Source organism: Pseudoalteromonas sp. APC 3691 (assembly GCF_030408135.1).
Taxonomy (GTDB): Bacteria; Pseudomonadota; Gammaproteobacteria; order Enterobacterales; family Alteromonadaceae; genus Pseudoalteromonas.
The window spans coordinates 29,895-45,589 of the sequence record NZ_JASDCB010000021.1; the positions used below are offsets into that span (position 1 = coordinate 29,895).

Here is a 15,695-nt window from a genome sequence, read left to right on the forward strand (position 1 = left end):
CAATCACCTTTTTATTATCGATTTTTTAACTGAATAATATTAACTTACTTGTATTAATAATTATTTAAATAAATATAACAACAGGATATAACATGAAAAAACTCTTACTTGGCTCAGTACTCGCCGCAGCAAGTTTTACGAGTACTGCCACTATTATCGAAATGAACTCGAGCCAAGGTGTCATAGAAATTAACTTATTTGATCAACAAACACCTAAAACAGTCGCCAATTTTTTAAGTTATGTTCAAGACGATTCATATAATGAAACAGTGATTCACCGTTCAATAAGTAACTTTGTTATTCAAGGTGGTGGATTTACATACTCAGATTCATTAGATGCGATTACTACAAAGCCAGCCGTAGAAAATGAGCCTGTTTTTTCAAACGTTAAAGGCACTATTGCAATGGCTAAGTTATCAGGCAATGAAAATAGCGCTACAAGTCAGTGGTTTTTTAATATGGCTAATAACAGCGCAGGAAGTGCAGCGCTAGATACACAAAACGGCGGTTTTACTGTGTTTGGGCAAATAACAGCAGCGAGTTAGTCGACTTTAGATAAAATTGCAGCACTGGTTCATTGCAACGATATGCCGGTTGTTGATATTACCGCTGAGCAATGCTCAAGCAGTGATGTAAGCTTCAGCAGTGCTAATTTAGGAACTATTCAAAGTGTAACCGTGATGGATGATGATCCAAATTCTGCTGCTGGCCTTACTGTAACTGAAAATACGTTAATTGACTCAGGTGCACCAATAAACTCAGATAGTAGTTCTGGCGGTGGGCTAGCGTGGCTTTTAGGCGCTTTTTTACTTGTGCTTCCTCGCTTAAGACGTGCTAAATAATTAAATCTAATCAATAGTAATGTGGCAGGCGTAAATTGCCTTTCACATTACTGCTTAGCATGAGCTGTTTAAAGCATTACTCGCCAAACCATTGCCAGCCAAATTGAAAACACACAGACACAGCCAAATAAAAACACTTTAAAACGTGCTCGTACGTTATTTTCACCTAAATGAATAACACTATGCACAATACGGGTTATTACGAATAAACAGGCCAGTATAGCCACAAGTGTACTGGCGCTATTTAGTTGTAGTGCAAGTAAACATCCCGCGTAAAAAAGCACAGGTATTTCAAACTGATTCGAAAAGTTTCTATCTGCAACTCTAATAGTGTCGCCAGCCTTATCTAACTGCATTGTTTTAAAATCACTTAAATCTAGCTGTTTGTTTTTAGCTGCGGCAAAGCGCCTTTTACCCATAATGAGCATGACAACCAGTGAAAGCGTAACTTGTACAAACATGGCAAGTATGATGATTTTTTCCATTGTTTTTCCTTATTATTATTTAGGGTTTGTGTATATTTTTATATTGAGTGAATTTTAATCACGGAAGATTGGTAGACTCGCAACTAATATCCGATTATGAAGACATTTTTCACAATGTGTTACACAAAATAGCGTTATTTTGTAGAAAATTATTAATTGAAAATGTTAGTTTAGCTTAACTATATTGCTTTGAATTGGCGCACGCTATTTTGCGCAATACTTTTTAATGGAAAACAAAAATGAAAAAGATTATTGGTTTTAGTGCTATTGCACTTGCAGTTTTAAGTGGTTGTTCAAATACGGCTTCGGTTTCTGTGGCGCCTCAGGCCTCTTTATTATCAGATTCGTTGGTCGTAAGCCCTAACGATAACCGCGAATATAAAACACTTAAATTAGCAAACGACATTGAAGTTATTTTAGTGTCTGATCCGAGCGCCGAAAAATCAGCAGCGGCACTAAGCGTAGGTGTTGGTTTACTGCACGACCCGATGTCGCAACAAGGTATGGCGCATTATTTAGAGCACATGCTGTTTTTAGGCACAGATCGTTACCCAGACACAAAAGGGTATTCTGATTTTATGACCAAAAATGGTGGCGCGCACAATGCGTATACTTGGCTCGATATTACTAATTACATGTTTAAAATTAACAACGATGCGTTTGATGAAGGGCTAGATCGTTTTTCTGACTTTTTTAAAGCGCCTAAATTATACCCTGAGTACACAGATAAAGAAAAAAATGCAGTAAATGCAGAGTGGTCAATGCGCCGCGAAATGGACTTTTTTGGTCAATTTAAACTCGCGCGTAAAATGATGGGCGATCACCCCGCTAATCGTTTTTTAATTGGTAACCTAGAAACACTTGGTGATAAAGAAAACAGTTCTCTTCACAAAGAAACGGTTGATTTTTATAATAAATATTACTCTTCAAATATTATGAAAGTAGCGCTTATTTCTAATTTACCTATTTCTGAAATGGAGCAAAAAGCACAAAAATACTTTGCTGATATAAAAAATAAAAACATAGAAAAACCAACAGTAACTGCAAAACTTGATTTTGATAACGCTGGCGGAAAACGCGTGTTTTATGCACCAAATGAAGATGTAAAACAGCTACAACTTGATTTCACCATTGCTAATAATAATAGCGAATTTGCACTTAAACCAAACCGATTTGTAGCGTATTTACTAAGTAATGAAATGCCGGGCAGCCCAGCGCAACTGCTTCGCGACAAAGGGTGGGTGTCTCAGCTTTCAGCTTCAGCTGCACCAAATCAATATGGCAACTACGGTTCGTTAAATGTAAATGTAGAGCTTACAGATGAAGGCATGAAAAATCGTGACGAAATAGTTGCGACTATTATGCAGTACATCGATTTAATTAAAAAAGAAGGCGTTGATAGCAAGTACTTCAACGAAATTCGTACATCGCTAAATAACCAGTTTAAGTTTTTAGAAAAAGGTGATGAGTTTAATTATGTAAGCTCGCTTACGCAAAGCATGCAAGACTATCCGTTAAATCACGCTATTAATGCACCTTATTATTATGCAAAGTTTGACGCTGACGCTGTAAACAGTGTACTTGAGCAGTTAAATGCCGATACCCTTCGTATTTGGTATGTATCGCAGCAAGAAGAGACAGACTCACAACTGCACTTTTACGACGGCAAGTACCGCATCAGTGATATTAGTGAACAAGAGATTGCAAGCTGGAAAAAGCCAAGCGAGTTTAAGTTAGCATTACCAACTGTAAACAATTTATTACCTGAAAACTTTGCAATAAAAACCCAAGCTTTTAAAGAGCAAAAACACCCTGAGCTTGCTTACGATAAAAATGGTGTAAAAGTATGGCGCCAAGCAAGTCAAAAATTTGCAGAGCAACCAAAAGGGCTTGTTGAAGTATATATAAATACACAACCGGGTTTGAAGGATATTAAAGCAGAAGTTTTATACTCTGTTTGGGCTGATTTATATAATATTCAACAAAGTCAGTTAAGTACCGAAGCAGCAATCGCTGGTATGAGCGTAAGCCTTGCACCGAGTAACGGCCTTGTTTTATCTATGAGTGGTTTTACAGATAAACAAGATGTATTACTTAAACAAGCTTTAACCAGATTAAAAGCCGATGAAACAGCACAAGCATTTAGCCAAGCAGTTGATCGCTTTAAACGTAATTTACTAAATCAACAAAAGCAGTTTCCGTATGCACAAGCATTTGGCGAGTACTCAAAACTAACGCGTACAGGTGGATTTGATACAGAGGCGCTTATTAAAGCCGCTGACTCACTGAGTGTTGCCGACTTAGCACAATTAAAAACAGCTACGTTTGCACAAAACGATTTACGCGTATTTAGTTACGGTAACTACAATCAGCAAGATATAGACGCGATTGCAGAAGAATTAAGCGCAACACTACCAAGTAACCATAAACGCAGTGAATTTGCGCGCAGCAAAGCTTGGTTACCTCAACCTGGCGAAACGCTGGTACTGCAAAAAGATATTGATGTAGCTGATGTAGCTGTAGTTGATATGACCGTTCATCCAGTTGCGGGTTACAAACAAAAAGCAGAAGCGGCTGTATTACAAAGTCACTTTAGAACAGTTGCGTTTGATAAAATGCGTACTGAGGAGCAACTTGCGTATGCAGTAGGTGCATTAGCTCGCCCAATCGAGGGTTACTCTGCAATTGGTTTGTATATTCAAACACCGGTTAAAGGTCCTAAAGAAATACAAGCTCGTTTTGATAAGTTTAAAAAAGAATACGCAGTTGAACTTGATAACATGAGCGAAGAGACTTTTGAGCAGCTTAAAAATTCAACCCTAGTATCACTTAAAGAGCAACCTAAAAACTTAAGTGACGAAATGAGCCCACTTATAAACGATTGGTATCGTGAAAACTTTACCTTTGATTCTAAGCAAAAGCTGATTGATGAAGTTGAAAAAGTAACGCTTGCAGATATAAAAGACTACTATAAACAAACAATGCTTAATCCTAATGCCGCACGTTTAAATGTGCAATTACGTGGTACTAAGTTTATAGACAGTGACTTTGCCGATTTACCAAATCAAACTAAAATCACAACGCTTGATGCCTATTACAATGGTATTAAACTACAAAAATAAGCTTTATTTATACAGCTAGAAATAAACCCCAATGTATTGCTACATTGGGGTTTATTATTTATCTCACTATATCTATATAATATTTATGCCATCACAATAAAGCCTATAACCGCCAACGAAGCCGCTATTAATGTATACGGCAACTGTGTAACGGCATGGCTCATTAAATTACAACCAGAACCTTGCGCTGCGAGCACCGTTGAATCTGAGTAAAAACACGCTTGGCTACCAAAAGAAGAGGCCGATAATAACGCACCAATCACTAGTGGTATGTTCGCATCAACCGCATTTGCCAGTGGCATAACAATTGGAATAGATACAGCAAAAATACCCCAGCTAGACCCTGTTGCAAACGCTAAAATAGCCATCGAAATAAATACCACGGCTGGTAAATATCCTGCAGTCATGTAAGAGCTTAAGCTACCAATAACAAACTGAGGCAAACCAATTAAGTCGCATACATCTTTAAATATAAACGCAGCTATAACAGTACCAATAGCGGGGATCATACTTTTAAAGCCATCAAGCATGCGCTCAATCATTTCACTTACGCTCATTAATTTTTGTAGCGCATAAAATGGGAGAGTGACCGCCATTGTTGCTAATAAGCCTTTATATACGTCTATTTCAAAGTAAACAGTAAATGCGACTAGTAAAATAATAGGTACTAAAAAGTTACGTAATTTACCTTTAGGGTCGGCATCTTCAAAGTTTTCTTCAGCTGCTTTTACTGCGTACTCATCTGCTGTTTGAACGTTATTGTATTGAGCTGGATCGACTTGAGCTTGCTCAATTTGTGCCATTTTTTCTGCTTTTTTCATTGGACCAATCGCAGGAATAGCACCCAGCACAACAAGTAAAACAACAAGCACTGCAAACCACGCGTAAAACATGTACGGAATAGCTTGAATATAAACAGCAATCCCTTTGCCTTCTTCAGCAATACCGTTATCTACGAGTAAACCACCAAAAAATACCGCCCAGGTAGATAAAGGGACAAGCACACAAATTGGTGCAGCTGTTGAGTCAACAACGTATGCTAGCATTTCACGGCTAACTTTAAATTTATCGGTAATGCGTTTCATGGTTTCACCCACGGTAAGCGCATTTAAGTAGTCATCAATAAAAATAACCACACCTAAACAAAAGGTCATGAACAAAGATGAACGCTTACCTTTGGTGTACTTAAGGGCTAGCTTGCCAAAAGCTGATGCGCCACCTGTGCGCACTAACAGTGCGATTAAAGCGCCAAAACCACCACATACAAGTATTAGCCAGCCGATGGTTTCGTCTGTCATTACTTTTAGCGATGTACTCGCAAAGTTAGTAAGTACCTGTGCAGGATCGGCGATAACTAAACCAACTAAAGCACCAATAAGTAAAGATAAAATAGGGCGGCGTAATACAACAGCCAATACAACCACCACTAACGGTGGTAGTAAACTCAACGCAGAAGGTTCAAGCATTTAAGTATTCACAAAATTAAAAGCATGCATAAAAATTAAATTAATTTTCAAGCTGCTTATACAAAAACAAAGAAGATGATAAGTTTGTTGTTAAATCATTTTCCAAGTCACTGCTTTTGTACGCGTGGGAGGGACACATAAAAAGTTATGTTAAATAGCTGTTTAAGTGAAACGCGTTGGCTTTGGCGCCAGACGGTGCAAGGAGTGCAAACCGCTATTGTTGTGCCTGTAAAAACATCGGCGCAAAAATAATCTGCTTTTTAATTTCAGTCAACAAAAAGTTACATGCTAAACAAAGTTTTTTAGAGAAACTTACATTGAACGCCGTACTTAAAACAAATCGTCTGTTGTTACGCCATGCAAATGAGCTTGATGCAGCTATTTTACTTAAGCTAGTTAATCAGGCGAGTTTCATAGAGCATATTGGTGATAAAGCAATCTATACCCTTGATGATGCCAAGTCGTATATTATAGGGCCTGTTTATCTTTCGAGGTTAAATTTGCAGCAGTATGTTTGGTATTTAGGCAAGGCAGAGCCTATGTAGTGTGGTTATTCCCCATAAATAGGCGATAACACAGCATAAATGCCAAACATGCGCTGCCCGAAGGGTTCTACCCAGGGGCAATTAACTCTTTGTTGCTCGGTTTTTACTTAGCCCACTAGGTTACAAACCTCACGCCGCGATTAAATCGCCCCTAGATTGAACAAATTTTAATCCTGAAAGGTCAACAGGCCCTAGTCATTTATTGCTTCTCATAAATACCAAGGCTTTGGGCCTTACGTTATTACTTTGCATAATGCTGTAATGGTTGGCGTTGTTGGGTTTTATAAGCGCGCCGCGTTACTGCAACCTGATTTAGGTTTTGCACTTGTAAGCGGTTTTGAAAAAAAGGGTTATGTTTTTGAAGCGGCCAGCGCACTTTTGCAATATAAGCATGAATTTGGAATTACAAAACTGTGTGCAATAACATCACCAGATAATAGGGCATCGCAGAATGTGTTGTTAAAATTGGGTTTTAAAATAGAGGGCAAGGCGGTTATCAATGATGACAAAACCGCCGTGATTATATTGTCACTTAATGATTAAAGTCTTGCTTGTTCTATTTGTTTTGCAACATTTAGGTTTATATTTAGCCATGTTGCTTCAAGTGTTGAAACTAAACCGTCATAGCCATCATCATCAATAGGGACCAATTGCGAAAAATTATTAATACTTATAAGGCGTCGGCCTGTTTCAGGGTGTGTGTAATATAAACGCCAAAGCCCAGAAATATCAGTGTTACCTTGCATATCGCCATTAAAGTGGTGAATTTCGTATTCAAGCTCATAAAACGTTTGTTGATCAAGTTCAGTAATGACCGGTAAGCCTTTTATTACCATCCAGTTGGGCATAGCATTAAAAAGTGTTTGCTGGGCTGTTGCAGTAAGCATTACATCCGGCGATTCGCCCCACAGGTTATAATTTGCAGCATGAATTTGGTTGCTATCTATTTTCATAGCAATGCCCAAATTATTTAAAGCGCCTCTAAGTACAACCGTTTGTATTCTTAGTTGCGCATCTGTATCTGCAACGTTTCGAGACGATGCACCTATAGGCTGCTCAAACTGGTAATACTGTGTCGCAGTTTGTATTGATGAACTACAACCTGCCAATAGTAATAATAAACTTGCAGTTAAAAATAACGATTTCATTATTGCTTCCTTGGTTTTGGATCTGCTGGTAATGATTTATCAAAAATTAGCATATTAGGTTGCTCGTTTAATCCGCGAGTTAGAGGCTGTAGGCCCTCACTTAAACGTTTAAACTCTTTTAACGTTTGCTGTATTTGATGATGAAGTTCAGAACCGGCTTGGTAACTGGCCATGGTTTTATCAAATTGGCGCATAGTGACTTCAAACTGCTCCATGCTTTTCGTCATCTTTTCGAAATTACGGTTAAAGTCGCCAGGTAAGTTTTGTGTATCTTTTTGGCTTAGCAGCTCTCGCATTTCATTAGCAAGCGCTCGGTAATCGGTAAATGTAGCTTGCATTTGTGCCAAGCTATCTTCAACTTTTAAGTTATTTACCTTATTAAGTACGTCAGAAACTTGATCTGCTAATACGGTTATGCCGCTAGAAATACTCGGAAAAACATCATACTGCACAAGTTTACCTAGGTGCGCTTCTGGCGCGTCGGGGTATATATCAAAATCTACATACACAGCACCCGTTAATAAATTACCAGGCTTTAACGAGGCGCGCATACCACTTTCAATCCAGCCTTTTAAACTACCTTGCCAATACTCTTTTGCTGAAGCACTGTCATGATACAAACGTCCGTATTCTACTTTTATAAGCACTGGAACCGCCGTATTATGGTTTCTAAAGTGGGCAGGTTTACCGTCAATAATTACATTGGCAGGGGTTTCAACAACAGTACCTACACGCATACCTCTGTATTCGACAGGTGCACCTGTGCGTAGTCCTCGAACTGATTGTTCAAATTCAATTAGGTAGTAATCAAAATCATAAAAGCGCTCTTCTAACGCCTCTTTATAGCTTTGGCTTAATGAAAAGCTATGCCCATCTTGTGCTATTTCACCCGGGGCCTGTTGTTCAGGTAAACCTACCGAAATACCGCCTTTTAATAGTTTACTCAAAGAGCCCGTATTAATATTGATACCATCGGCAGATAGGTCAATTTCAATTCCTGCGTTCACCCAAAATATTGAGTTCATGGTGATCAGATTTTGATAAGGGGCTTTAATAAATACGCCATACTTCATTGCTTGGTTTTCCCAATCAAAAGTGGCGGTTTCTATTTGCCCTATTTTATAATTTTTGAAGAATATACCGGTGCTTACATCAAGTACTTCAGCGTTGTAACTCATTAATTTAAAACGACCACCTTTCACATCTTTACCAATGAGGGCGGGTTCATCTTGTAACTTAAAACGCTCTTTTAGTTCTTTACTTTCACCGGGTGAAAACTCTAAATATACACCAGACAATAACGTACTCATCCCGCTAATACCTGTTTCATCAATGCGTGGTTTCACGACCCAAATTTTGGCATCGTTAGTCAGTAGCTCGTTGTAATTTTTATCTATTTGCGCGCGAGCAATTACGCTGTCTTGCGTGTCGGATAGCCGAACATGATCAATTTGACCTATTTTTACACTGCGCACTTTTATTTCAGTCTTACCTGCAATAATACCTTCTGCTTGTGGCATTTCGATAAAAATAGTAGGGCCTTTATTAGCTTGGTATTGGTATAACATCCACATGCCCACTAACAGCGCAATTGCCGGAATGATCCAGATAGCGGAAATTTTCGGTTCTTTTGTTATTTCGGCGGTTTCGGTCATGCTTTGTTCTCTGATTTTTTGTTTTTAGGGGAATCCCACAATAAGCGTGGGTCAAAGGCATGGGCAGCCATCATTTGGCATATTACCATAACTGTAAAAAATACAATGCCTAATCCTGGCGTTACTGACATTAAATTACCCAGTTGAACTAAGGCCACTAAAATAGCAACCACGAATACATCTATCATCGACCATTTACCAATAAACTCAGTCAGTTGATAAATTCGGGTGTAACTTTTTGTATGTTTATTGGCAGGCCTTGTAACCATAAAGCATAAAAAGCTCAATACAAATGCCTTAGCAAGCGGTACAACCACACTGGCTAAAAATATAATAGCGGCAATAGGGTAGGAGCCACTGTTCCAAAGAGTAATAACACCACCAATTAAAGTTGAAGGTGATTCATCCCCAAGGCTAGTGGTGTGCATAATAGGTAAAACATTAGCTGGAATATAACAAACAACAGAAGTAATTAGCCAAGCTGCTGCTTTTTGTACGCTATAAGGGTTTCTGACGTGTGTTTTTGTATGGCAACGCTGGCAAATATTACTGGTACATAGTTGATGGCACACATGGCAGGCTTTAATATTTTCATCTATTGCACGTTTAGCATGCTCTGCGCCTTCGAGTACTTTTACAGGCTTTATTTGAGCCCATAAGCGTGGGCGATTTAAGTGAACAAGTGCAGCTATGTATAAAATAACAAACCCCACATAAGCCCAAAAACTCGTGCCGAAGCTAATATCAGCCAGCGACATGATTTTAACCATACTAACAAGTACGCCAATTAAAAATATTTCCGACATAATCCAAGGCTCTAACGCCAAAGTGAACTTTAGTAGTCGCCTTGCTATGCCCTCTGGTAATGTTTTTAAAAGCCCAAGATGCAAAGGAATTAAAATAAGAAGCAAACCCATGGGCAGGGCAATAATGCTCAAATCAATAAATAAGCCAAGCAGCTCACTATCATAATTAAATAAAATTCGAGCCGCGTCGGGTAGTGTAATAGTTTGAGTTATACCGCTACTACTAAATGAAATAAAAGGGTAAAACATACTGCTGAGCAGCATTAATAGTGCGCTAAAGCTTAGTGCAACTATGCGACTGTCGTGATTAACATCGGCTTCGCAAAGTTTATGGTGACAATGTGGGCATATCGCCATTTGTTTTGCGATTATGCGAGGTATATCTATGATCAGATCACAACAGGGGCAGACAGTTTGCAATTTAATACCAAGCAAGAAGAATATTTCTTCAATTTTGCTATATTTAATACATTAATACAACGCGTTCTGCCATCAAGCTGCTCGTTATATAAAGGAAGCGTGTGAAATATTATTTGTACTGCATATTAATGTGGCTCTTTATTTGTTCGCATAATGCTGTGGCAATTAATAAAGAGCGAGAAGTAATTATCGCCGCGAGCGCATCAATTCCGCCCTATGTTTTTGCAAAAACAGACTCGGGTATACACCTAGGTTTAATTAAAGCCGCGTTAAAGGCTAATGGATTTGCCAATATTAATGTGCAATATATGTCTAATAAACGCGCTGAGCATCAATTGCATAATAAAGGAGTAGATATACTTTTAAATTATGCAGGAGGAAGTAGTCCTGGTATTTACTCAAGTAAACCGGTACTTAGTTATGAAAATGTAGCCATTACACTCAAGCGAAATAAATATAATATTGATAAAATAGAAGGCATGTTTAATAAAAACGTTCTTGCTTTTCAAAATGCAACTGCATATCTGCCTTCTATATTTAAAAGTAATGTTAAACACTTTAGCTCATATCAAGAGGTTATTAATCAAAAAGCGCAAGTAGATAAGCTGTTAAAAGGTTGGGTGGATGTAATTGTGTTAGACAAGCGTATTTTTTACTATTACTACAATCAACATAAATCACCCGAAGCTGTGCAAATTTACACTTTATTTCCAAAAGCAGAGCGACCTGCTTATTTTAATAACCTCTCTTTAGCTACTGAGTTTGATATTGGTTTGGCGCTCATCAAGCAAAACGGTACTTATAAAAGAATTGTTGATGAAGGCCAAACCCATTCATCAATCAAATAACGCCACTGTTTGACGTGTAAGCGCTATTAGCTCACCGGATTGTGACCATATACAGCCATCTTCTAAACCATAGCCATCTTTTGAATGATGAGTGATTGCTTCAAAGCCAAGCCATTCACCAGGTGTTAAGTTTGGCTCTTGTACAAACTCTAAATACCATGACATGCTGCTAGCTGGAGCGGGTTGTTTAAACATTTGTAATAACGTAGGTGGCCATGCATCTGTTAATGCAATTACATGCGCTTCAGTTATTTGTTCGGGCGTATGCTTAAAGCGCATCCAGCCCCCTAAGTGAGAAGTTTCTGCGCTGCTAAATGGCATGGCACCTTGTTGAGGGCATAAATCAACATGTTGAAAAAATTCAGGCATCTGGCCTTTAATAAAAGGTAGAGTTTGGCGCTCGTCTACCGGTTTTAACCCTAAAGACTTTGAAACAGGCACATTTACACCCGACTCTCTACTTTTAGCAAAACACGCTTGTACAATTACACACACTTGTTCATTTTGAATCGCTTTGGCGAGTACCTGTGTGCTGCTTTTACCTTGTCGTAATATTTCTACCGATAACGAAAAAGGAGTATCAGCTAGTAATGGCCCTACAAAATTTGTACTGAGTGAGAGTAGGCGACGATCATTAGATACTTTTCCTCTGATAGCTTGATACAACAGTGCGGCTGAGAGCCCACCAAAAGCAGTTCTGCCTTGGCACCAGTTTTCTGGAAATTGCATTGTGCTAGTTAATTGTTCGGTATTGTCTGAACTTCCAATTTTTGCAGCTTGGAGAAGTAATTGTTCAAAATGCATGAAGATGTCCTTTTATAGTAGTGCGATTTAATAAATTTATAACACAACCAAACTAGTCAGACCAGTAATTAAAAGCGTCTCTGGCGGTGCAAAAATCACCATTCCTTACAATTATTAGGGTTATTTTGTAAATAAATCACAAAAAATGGATTTTTTTTCATTTTTACAGTTGAAATAAGTTTGGCGCATCCCTATTTACTATGTCATCGAACGTATTAACGAATATTGAAGTTGGAGAAGTTTCATGGGTAAAATTATTGGAATCGATTTAGGTACTACAAACTCTTGTGTTGCAGTACTTGATGGTGGCAAAGCACGTGTTATTGAAAACGCGGAAGGCGATCGCACAACCCCGTCTATTATTGCTTACACGCAAGACGGCGAAACATTAGTAGGTCAATCTGCTAAGCGTCAAGCGGTTACTAACCCGACAAACACATTATTTGCAATCAAGCGTTTAATTGGTCGTCGTTTTGAAGACGAAGAAGTACAACGCGATATCGGCATCATGCCGTTTAAAATCATCAAAGCTGATAACGGCGATGCATGGGTAGAAGCGGGTGGCGAAAAACGCGCTGCACCACAAATTTCTGCTGAAGTACTGAAAAAAATGAAGAAAACGGCAGAGGACTTCTTAGGTGAAGAAGTAACTGAAGCTGTAATCACAGTACCTGCATACTTTAACGATTCACAACGTCAAGCAACGAAAGATGCTGGCCGTATTGCGGGTCTTGAAGTTAAACGTATTATCAATGAGCCAACTGCTGCGGCACTTGCTTACGGTATGGATAAAAACCGTGGCGAAAACATTGTTGCAGTATATGACTTAGGTGGCGGTACTTTCGATTTATCAATCATTGAAATTGATGAAGTTGAAGGCGAGCACACTTTTGAAGTACTTGCTACAAACGGTGATACTCACTTAGGTGGTGAAGATTTCGATAACCGTGTAATCAACTACTTAGTAGCTGAATTCAAGAAAGATCAAGGTTTAGACTTAAAAACTGATCCTCTTGCAATGCAACGTGTTAAAGAAGCTGCTGAAAAAGCAAAAATTGAACTTTCATCTGCACAATCAACTGAAGTAAACCTTCCGTATGTAACTGCTGATGCATCTGGTCCTAAGCACATGAACGTGAAACTAACACGTGCTAAGCTTGAATCACTAGTTGAAGATTTAGTAACTAAATCTCTAGAGCCACTTAAACGTGCACTTGCTGATGCTGATTTATCAGTAAGCGACATCAACGATATTATTCTTGTTGGTGGCCAAACACGTATGCCTTTAGTACAAAAAACAGTTGCTGATTTCTTCGGTAAAGAACCACGTAAAGACGTAAACCCTGATGAAGCAGTTGCAGTAGGCGCAGCGATTCAAGGTGGTGTACTTGCTGGTGACGTCAAAGATGTACTATTACTAGACGTTTCTCCATTATCTCTTGGTATTGAGACAATGGGCTCAGTAATGACTGCATTAATTGAGAAAAACACGACGATTCCTACTAAGAAATCGCAAACATTCTCAACAGCTGAAGATAACCAATCTGCTGTAACAATTCACGTGTTACAAGGTGAGCGTAAACGTTCAAGCGACAATAAATCTCTAGGTCAATTTAACCTAGAAGGTATTCGCCCAGCACAACGTGGTACGCCGCAAATCGAAGTAACATTCGATGTTGATGCCGATGGTATCTTACATGTATCTGCGAAAGATAAAGATACAGGTAAAGAGCAAAAAATCACAATTCAAGCATCTTCAGGCTTAAGCGATGAAGAAGTTGAAAAAATGGTTCGTGATGCAGAAGCACATGCTGAAGACGATAAAAAGTTTGAAGAACTTGTAGCTGCTCGTAACCAAGCTGATGCTCTAGTACACGGTACTCGTAAGCAAATTGAAGAAGCTGGCGATGCATTACCAAGCGAAGACAAAGAAGCGATTGAAGCGGCTGTTGTAGATTTAGAAGCTGCTATTAAGAGCGACAACAAAGAAGAGATTGAAGCTAAAACTCAAGCTCTTGCTGAAAAGTCTCAAAAACTAATGGAAATTGCACAAGCGAAAGCACAGCAAGGTTCAGCAGATGCAGGCGAGCAACAGCAATCAGCTAAGCAAGACGACGACGTTGTTGATGCAGAGTTCGAAGAAGTGAAAGACGACAAGTAATTGTTGCTAACGCTTCTCGCTAGCCAAAAACACTTAACTCAATCGAGTGTTTAGGTTAGGATGAACAATTGAGGCGCGCGAGCAATAGCTTGTCGCGCCTTTTGCATGTATTTAAGGTTTAAAAATTCAATGATAAATCGATGCGATTTATCGGTTTATCCAGCAGCTCACGTTGCAAACAGAAAAGAGTAGTGTGATAGATATGTCAAAACGCGATTATTACGAAGCCCTCGGCGTAAGCAAAGATGCGAGTGAGCGAGACATAAAAAAAGCGTATAAACGCTTAGCGATGAAATATCATCCAGATCGTACCGCAGGCGATAAAGAGCTTGAAACTAAATTTAAAGAAGTTAAAGAAGCTTACGAGATTTTAACCGATCCTCAAAAACGCCAAATGTATGACCAACATGGTCACGCGGCATTTGAGCAAGGCGGTGGCGGTGGTCATGGCGGCTTTGGTGGCGGTCATGGCGATTTTGGTGATGTATTTGGTGACGTATTTGGCGATATTTTTGGTGGCGGCGGTGGTCGACGTCAATCTCGTCAACAACGTGGTTCTGACTTACGTTACAACATGGACTTGAGCTTAGAAGAAGCGGTTCGTGGTAAAGAAGTTGAAATTAAAGTACCAACATGGGTGGGTTGTGAGCCGTGTGATGGCAGTGGTGCTAAAGCAGGTTCTAAGCCTAAAACATGTACTACGTGTCATGGTGCTGGCCAAGTACAAATGCGCCAAGGTTTCTTTGCTGTTCAGCAAACGTGTCCAACGTGTCAGGGACAAGGTCAGATTATTTCAGACCCTTGTAACAAATGTCATGGTCAGGGCCGCGTAGAAAAAACTAAAACGCTTTCAGTTAAAATTCCAGCTGGCGTTGATACAGGAGACCGTATCCGCTTAACTGGTGAAGGTGAAGCCGGAATGCACGGCGCGCCATCTGGCGACTTGTACGTGCAAGTATCTGTTCGCGAACATGAAATATTTGTGCGTGAAGCAAATAATTTATACTGTGAAGTACCAATTAGCTTTACAACAGCAGGTCTTGGTGGCGAAATTCAGGTGCCTACACTTGATGGTCGTGCAAAACTTAAAATACCTTCTGAAACGCAAACGGGCAAAATGTTCCGTATGCGTGGCAAAGGCGTTAAGTCTGTTCGAAGTGGTGCCCAAGGCGATCTAATTTGTAAGGTAGTAATCGAAACGCCAGTTAATCTTAACGAGCGTCAACGTGAACTACTGCAAGAGTTAGATGAAAGTATGGGTACAGATAGCTCGAAAAATCGTCCTAAAGAGCAAGGCTTTTTTGACGGTGTTAAAAAGTTTTTTGATGATTTAACTAAGTAAGTTTAAATTATTATTAATAATGAAACGGCGCTTTTTAGCGTCGTTTTTTTT

General features: G+C 39.2%; 10 protein-coding genes and 3 pseudogenes. 7 read left to right on the forward strand and 6 right to left on the reverse strand.

What is annotated here, in order from left to right:
* The first annotated feature begins 92 nt into the window (after positions 1 to 92).
* Positions 93 to 842: pseudogene (locus tag QL998_RS08965) on the forward strand (peptidylprolyl isomerase).
* A gap of 68 nt (positions 843 to 910) precedes the next feature.
* On the opposite strand, the gene QL998_RS08970 reads toward QL998_RS08965, so the two are convergent.
* Positions 911 to 1,327 carry an MAPEG family protein gene (locus QL998_RS08970; RefSeq protein WP_290192551.1) on the reverse strand — a complete coding sequence of 139 codons (417 nt, stop codon included), beginning with the start codon at positions 1,325 to 1,327 and terminating at the stop codon, positions 911 to 913.
* Positions 1,328 to 1,566: 239 nt separating this feature from the next.
* Between QL998_RS08970 and QL998_RS08975 the strand changes: the two genes are divergently transcribed.
* Positions 1,567 to 4,449 carry an insulinase family protein gene (locus QL998_RS08975; protein ID WP_290192552.1) on the forward strand — a complete coding sequence of 961 codons (2,883 nt, stop codon included), beginning with the start codon at positions 1,567 to 1,569 and terminating at the stop codon, positions 4,447 to 4,449.
* Between the two features lie 83 nt (positions 4,450 to 4,532).
* On the opposite strand, the gene QL998_RS08980 is transcribed toward QL998_RS08975, so the two are convergent.
* A complete protein-coding gene (locus QL998_RS08980; RefSeq protein WP_290192553.1) occupies positions 4,533 to 5,915 on the reverse strand; it encodes a Na+/H+ antiporter NhaC family protein in 1,383 nt (460 codons plus the stop codon).
* 263 nt (positions 5,916 to 6,178) lie between these two features.
* On the opposite strand from QL998_RS08980, the pseudogene QL998_RS08985 reads away from it, so the two are divergent.
* Together QL998_RS08985 and QL998_RS08990 are read left to right on the forward strand one after the other, a co-directional pair.
* Positions 6,179 to 6,385 (forward strand): annotated as a pseudogene (locus QL998_RS08985) (N-acetyltransferase); the annotation flags it as partial.
* Between the two features lie 270 nt (positions 6,386 to 6,655).
* Positions 6,656 to 7,003: pseudogene (locus QL998_RS08990) on the forward strand (GNAT family N-acetyltransferase); the annotation flags it as partial.
* Here QL998_RS08990 and QL998_RS08995 read toward each other — a convergent pair.
* From QL998_RS08995 to QL998_RS09005, 3 genes are read right to left on the reverse strand one after another with little or no spacing between them, the layout of a single operon-like run.
* The gene (locus QL998_RS08995) at positions 7,000 to 7,608 is read right to left on the reverse strand and encodes a PqiC family protein (protein WP_024604190.1); all 609 of its coding nucleotides are present in this window, start codon (positions 7,606 to 7,608) and stop codon (positions 7,000 to 7,002) included. The pseudogene QL998_RS08990 and the gene QL998_RS08995 overlap by 4 nt on opposite strands.
* On the reverse strand, positions 7,608 to 9,263 hold the full coding sequence (gene pqiB, locus QL998_RS09000) for an intermembrane transport protein PqiB (RefSeq protein WP_182695179.1): 1,656 nt from the start codon (positions 9,261 to 9,263) through the stop codon (positions 7,608 to 7,610). Before pqiB ends, QL998_RS08995 begins: the two co-directional genes overlap by 1 nt.
* A complete protein-coding gene (locus QL998_RS09005; RefSeq protein ID WP_259365697.1) occupies positions 9,260 to 10,426 on the reverse strand; it encodes a paraquat-inducible protein A in 1,167 nt (388 codons plus the stop codon). The genes pqiB and QL998_RS09005 overlap by 4 nt, the downstream gene beginning before the upstream one ends.
* A gap of 164 nt (positions 10,427 to 10,590) precedes the next feature.
* On the opposite strand from QL998_RS09005, the gene QL998_RS09010 reads away from it, so the two are divergent.
* On the forward strand, positions 10,591 to 11,337 hold the full coding sequence (locus QL998_RS09010; protein ID WP_290192554.1) for a transporter substrate-binding domain-containing protein: 747 nt from the start codon (positions 10,591 to 10,593) through the stop codon (positions 11,335 to 11,337).
* On the opposite strand, the gene QL998_RS09015 is transcribed toward QL998_RS09010, so the two are convergent.
* Complete coding sequence (locus QL998_RS09015) at positions 11,326 to 12,141, reverse strand: thioesterase family protein (RefSeq protein ID WP_024604192.1); 816 nt, start codon at positions 12,139 to 12,141, stop codon at positions 11,326 to 11,328. The genes QL998_RS09010 and QL998_RS09015 overlap by 12 nt on opposite strands.
* A 244-nt stretch (positions 12,142 to 12,385) precedes the next feature.
* On the opposite strand from QL998_RS09015, the gene dnaK reads away from it, so the two are divergent.
* Complete coding sequence (gene dnaK, locus QL998_RS09020; protein ID WP_002959064.1) at positions 12,386 to 14,302, forward strand: molecular chaperone DnaK; 1,917 nt, start codon at positions 12,386 to 12,388, stop codon at positions 14,300 to 14,302.
* A 202-nt stretch (positions 14,303 to 14,504) separates the two neighbouring features.
* Positions 14,505 to 15,644: a molecular chaperone DnaJ gene (gene dnaJ, locus QL998_RS09025; protein ID WP_002959065.1), complete on the forward strand. Its 1,140-nt coding sequence runs from the start codon at positions 14,505 to 14,507 to the stop codon at positions 15,642 to 15,644.
* Positions 15,645 to 15,695: the final 51 nt, after the last annotated feature.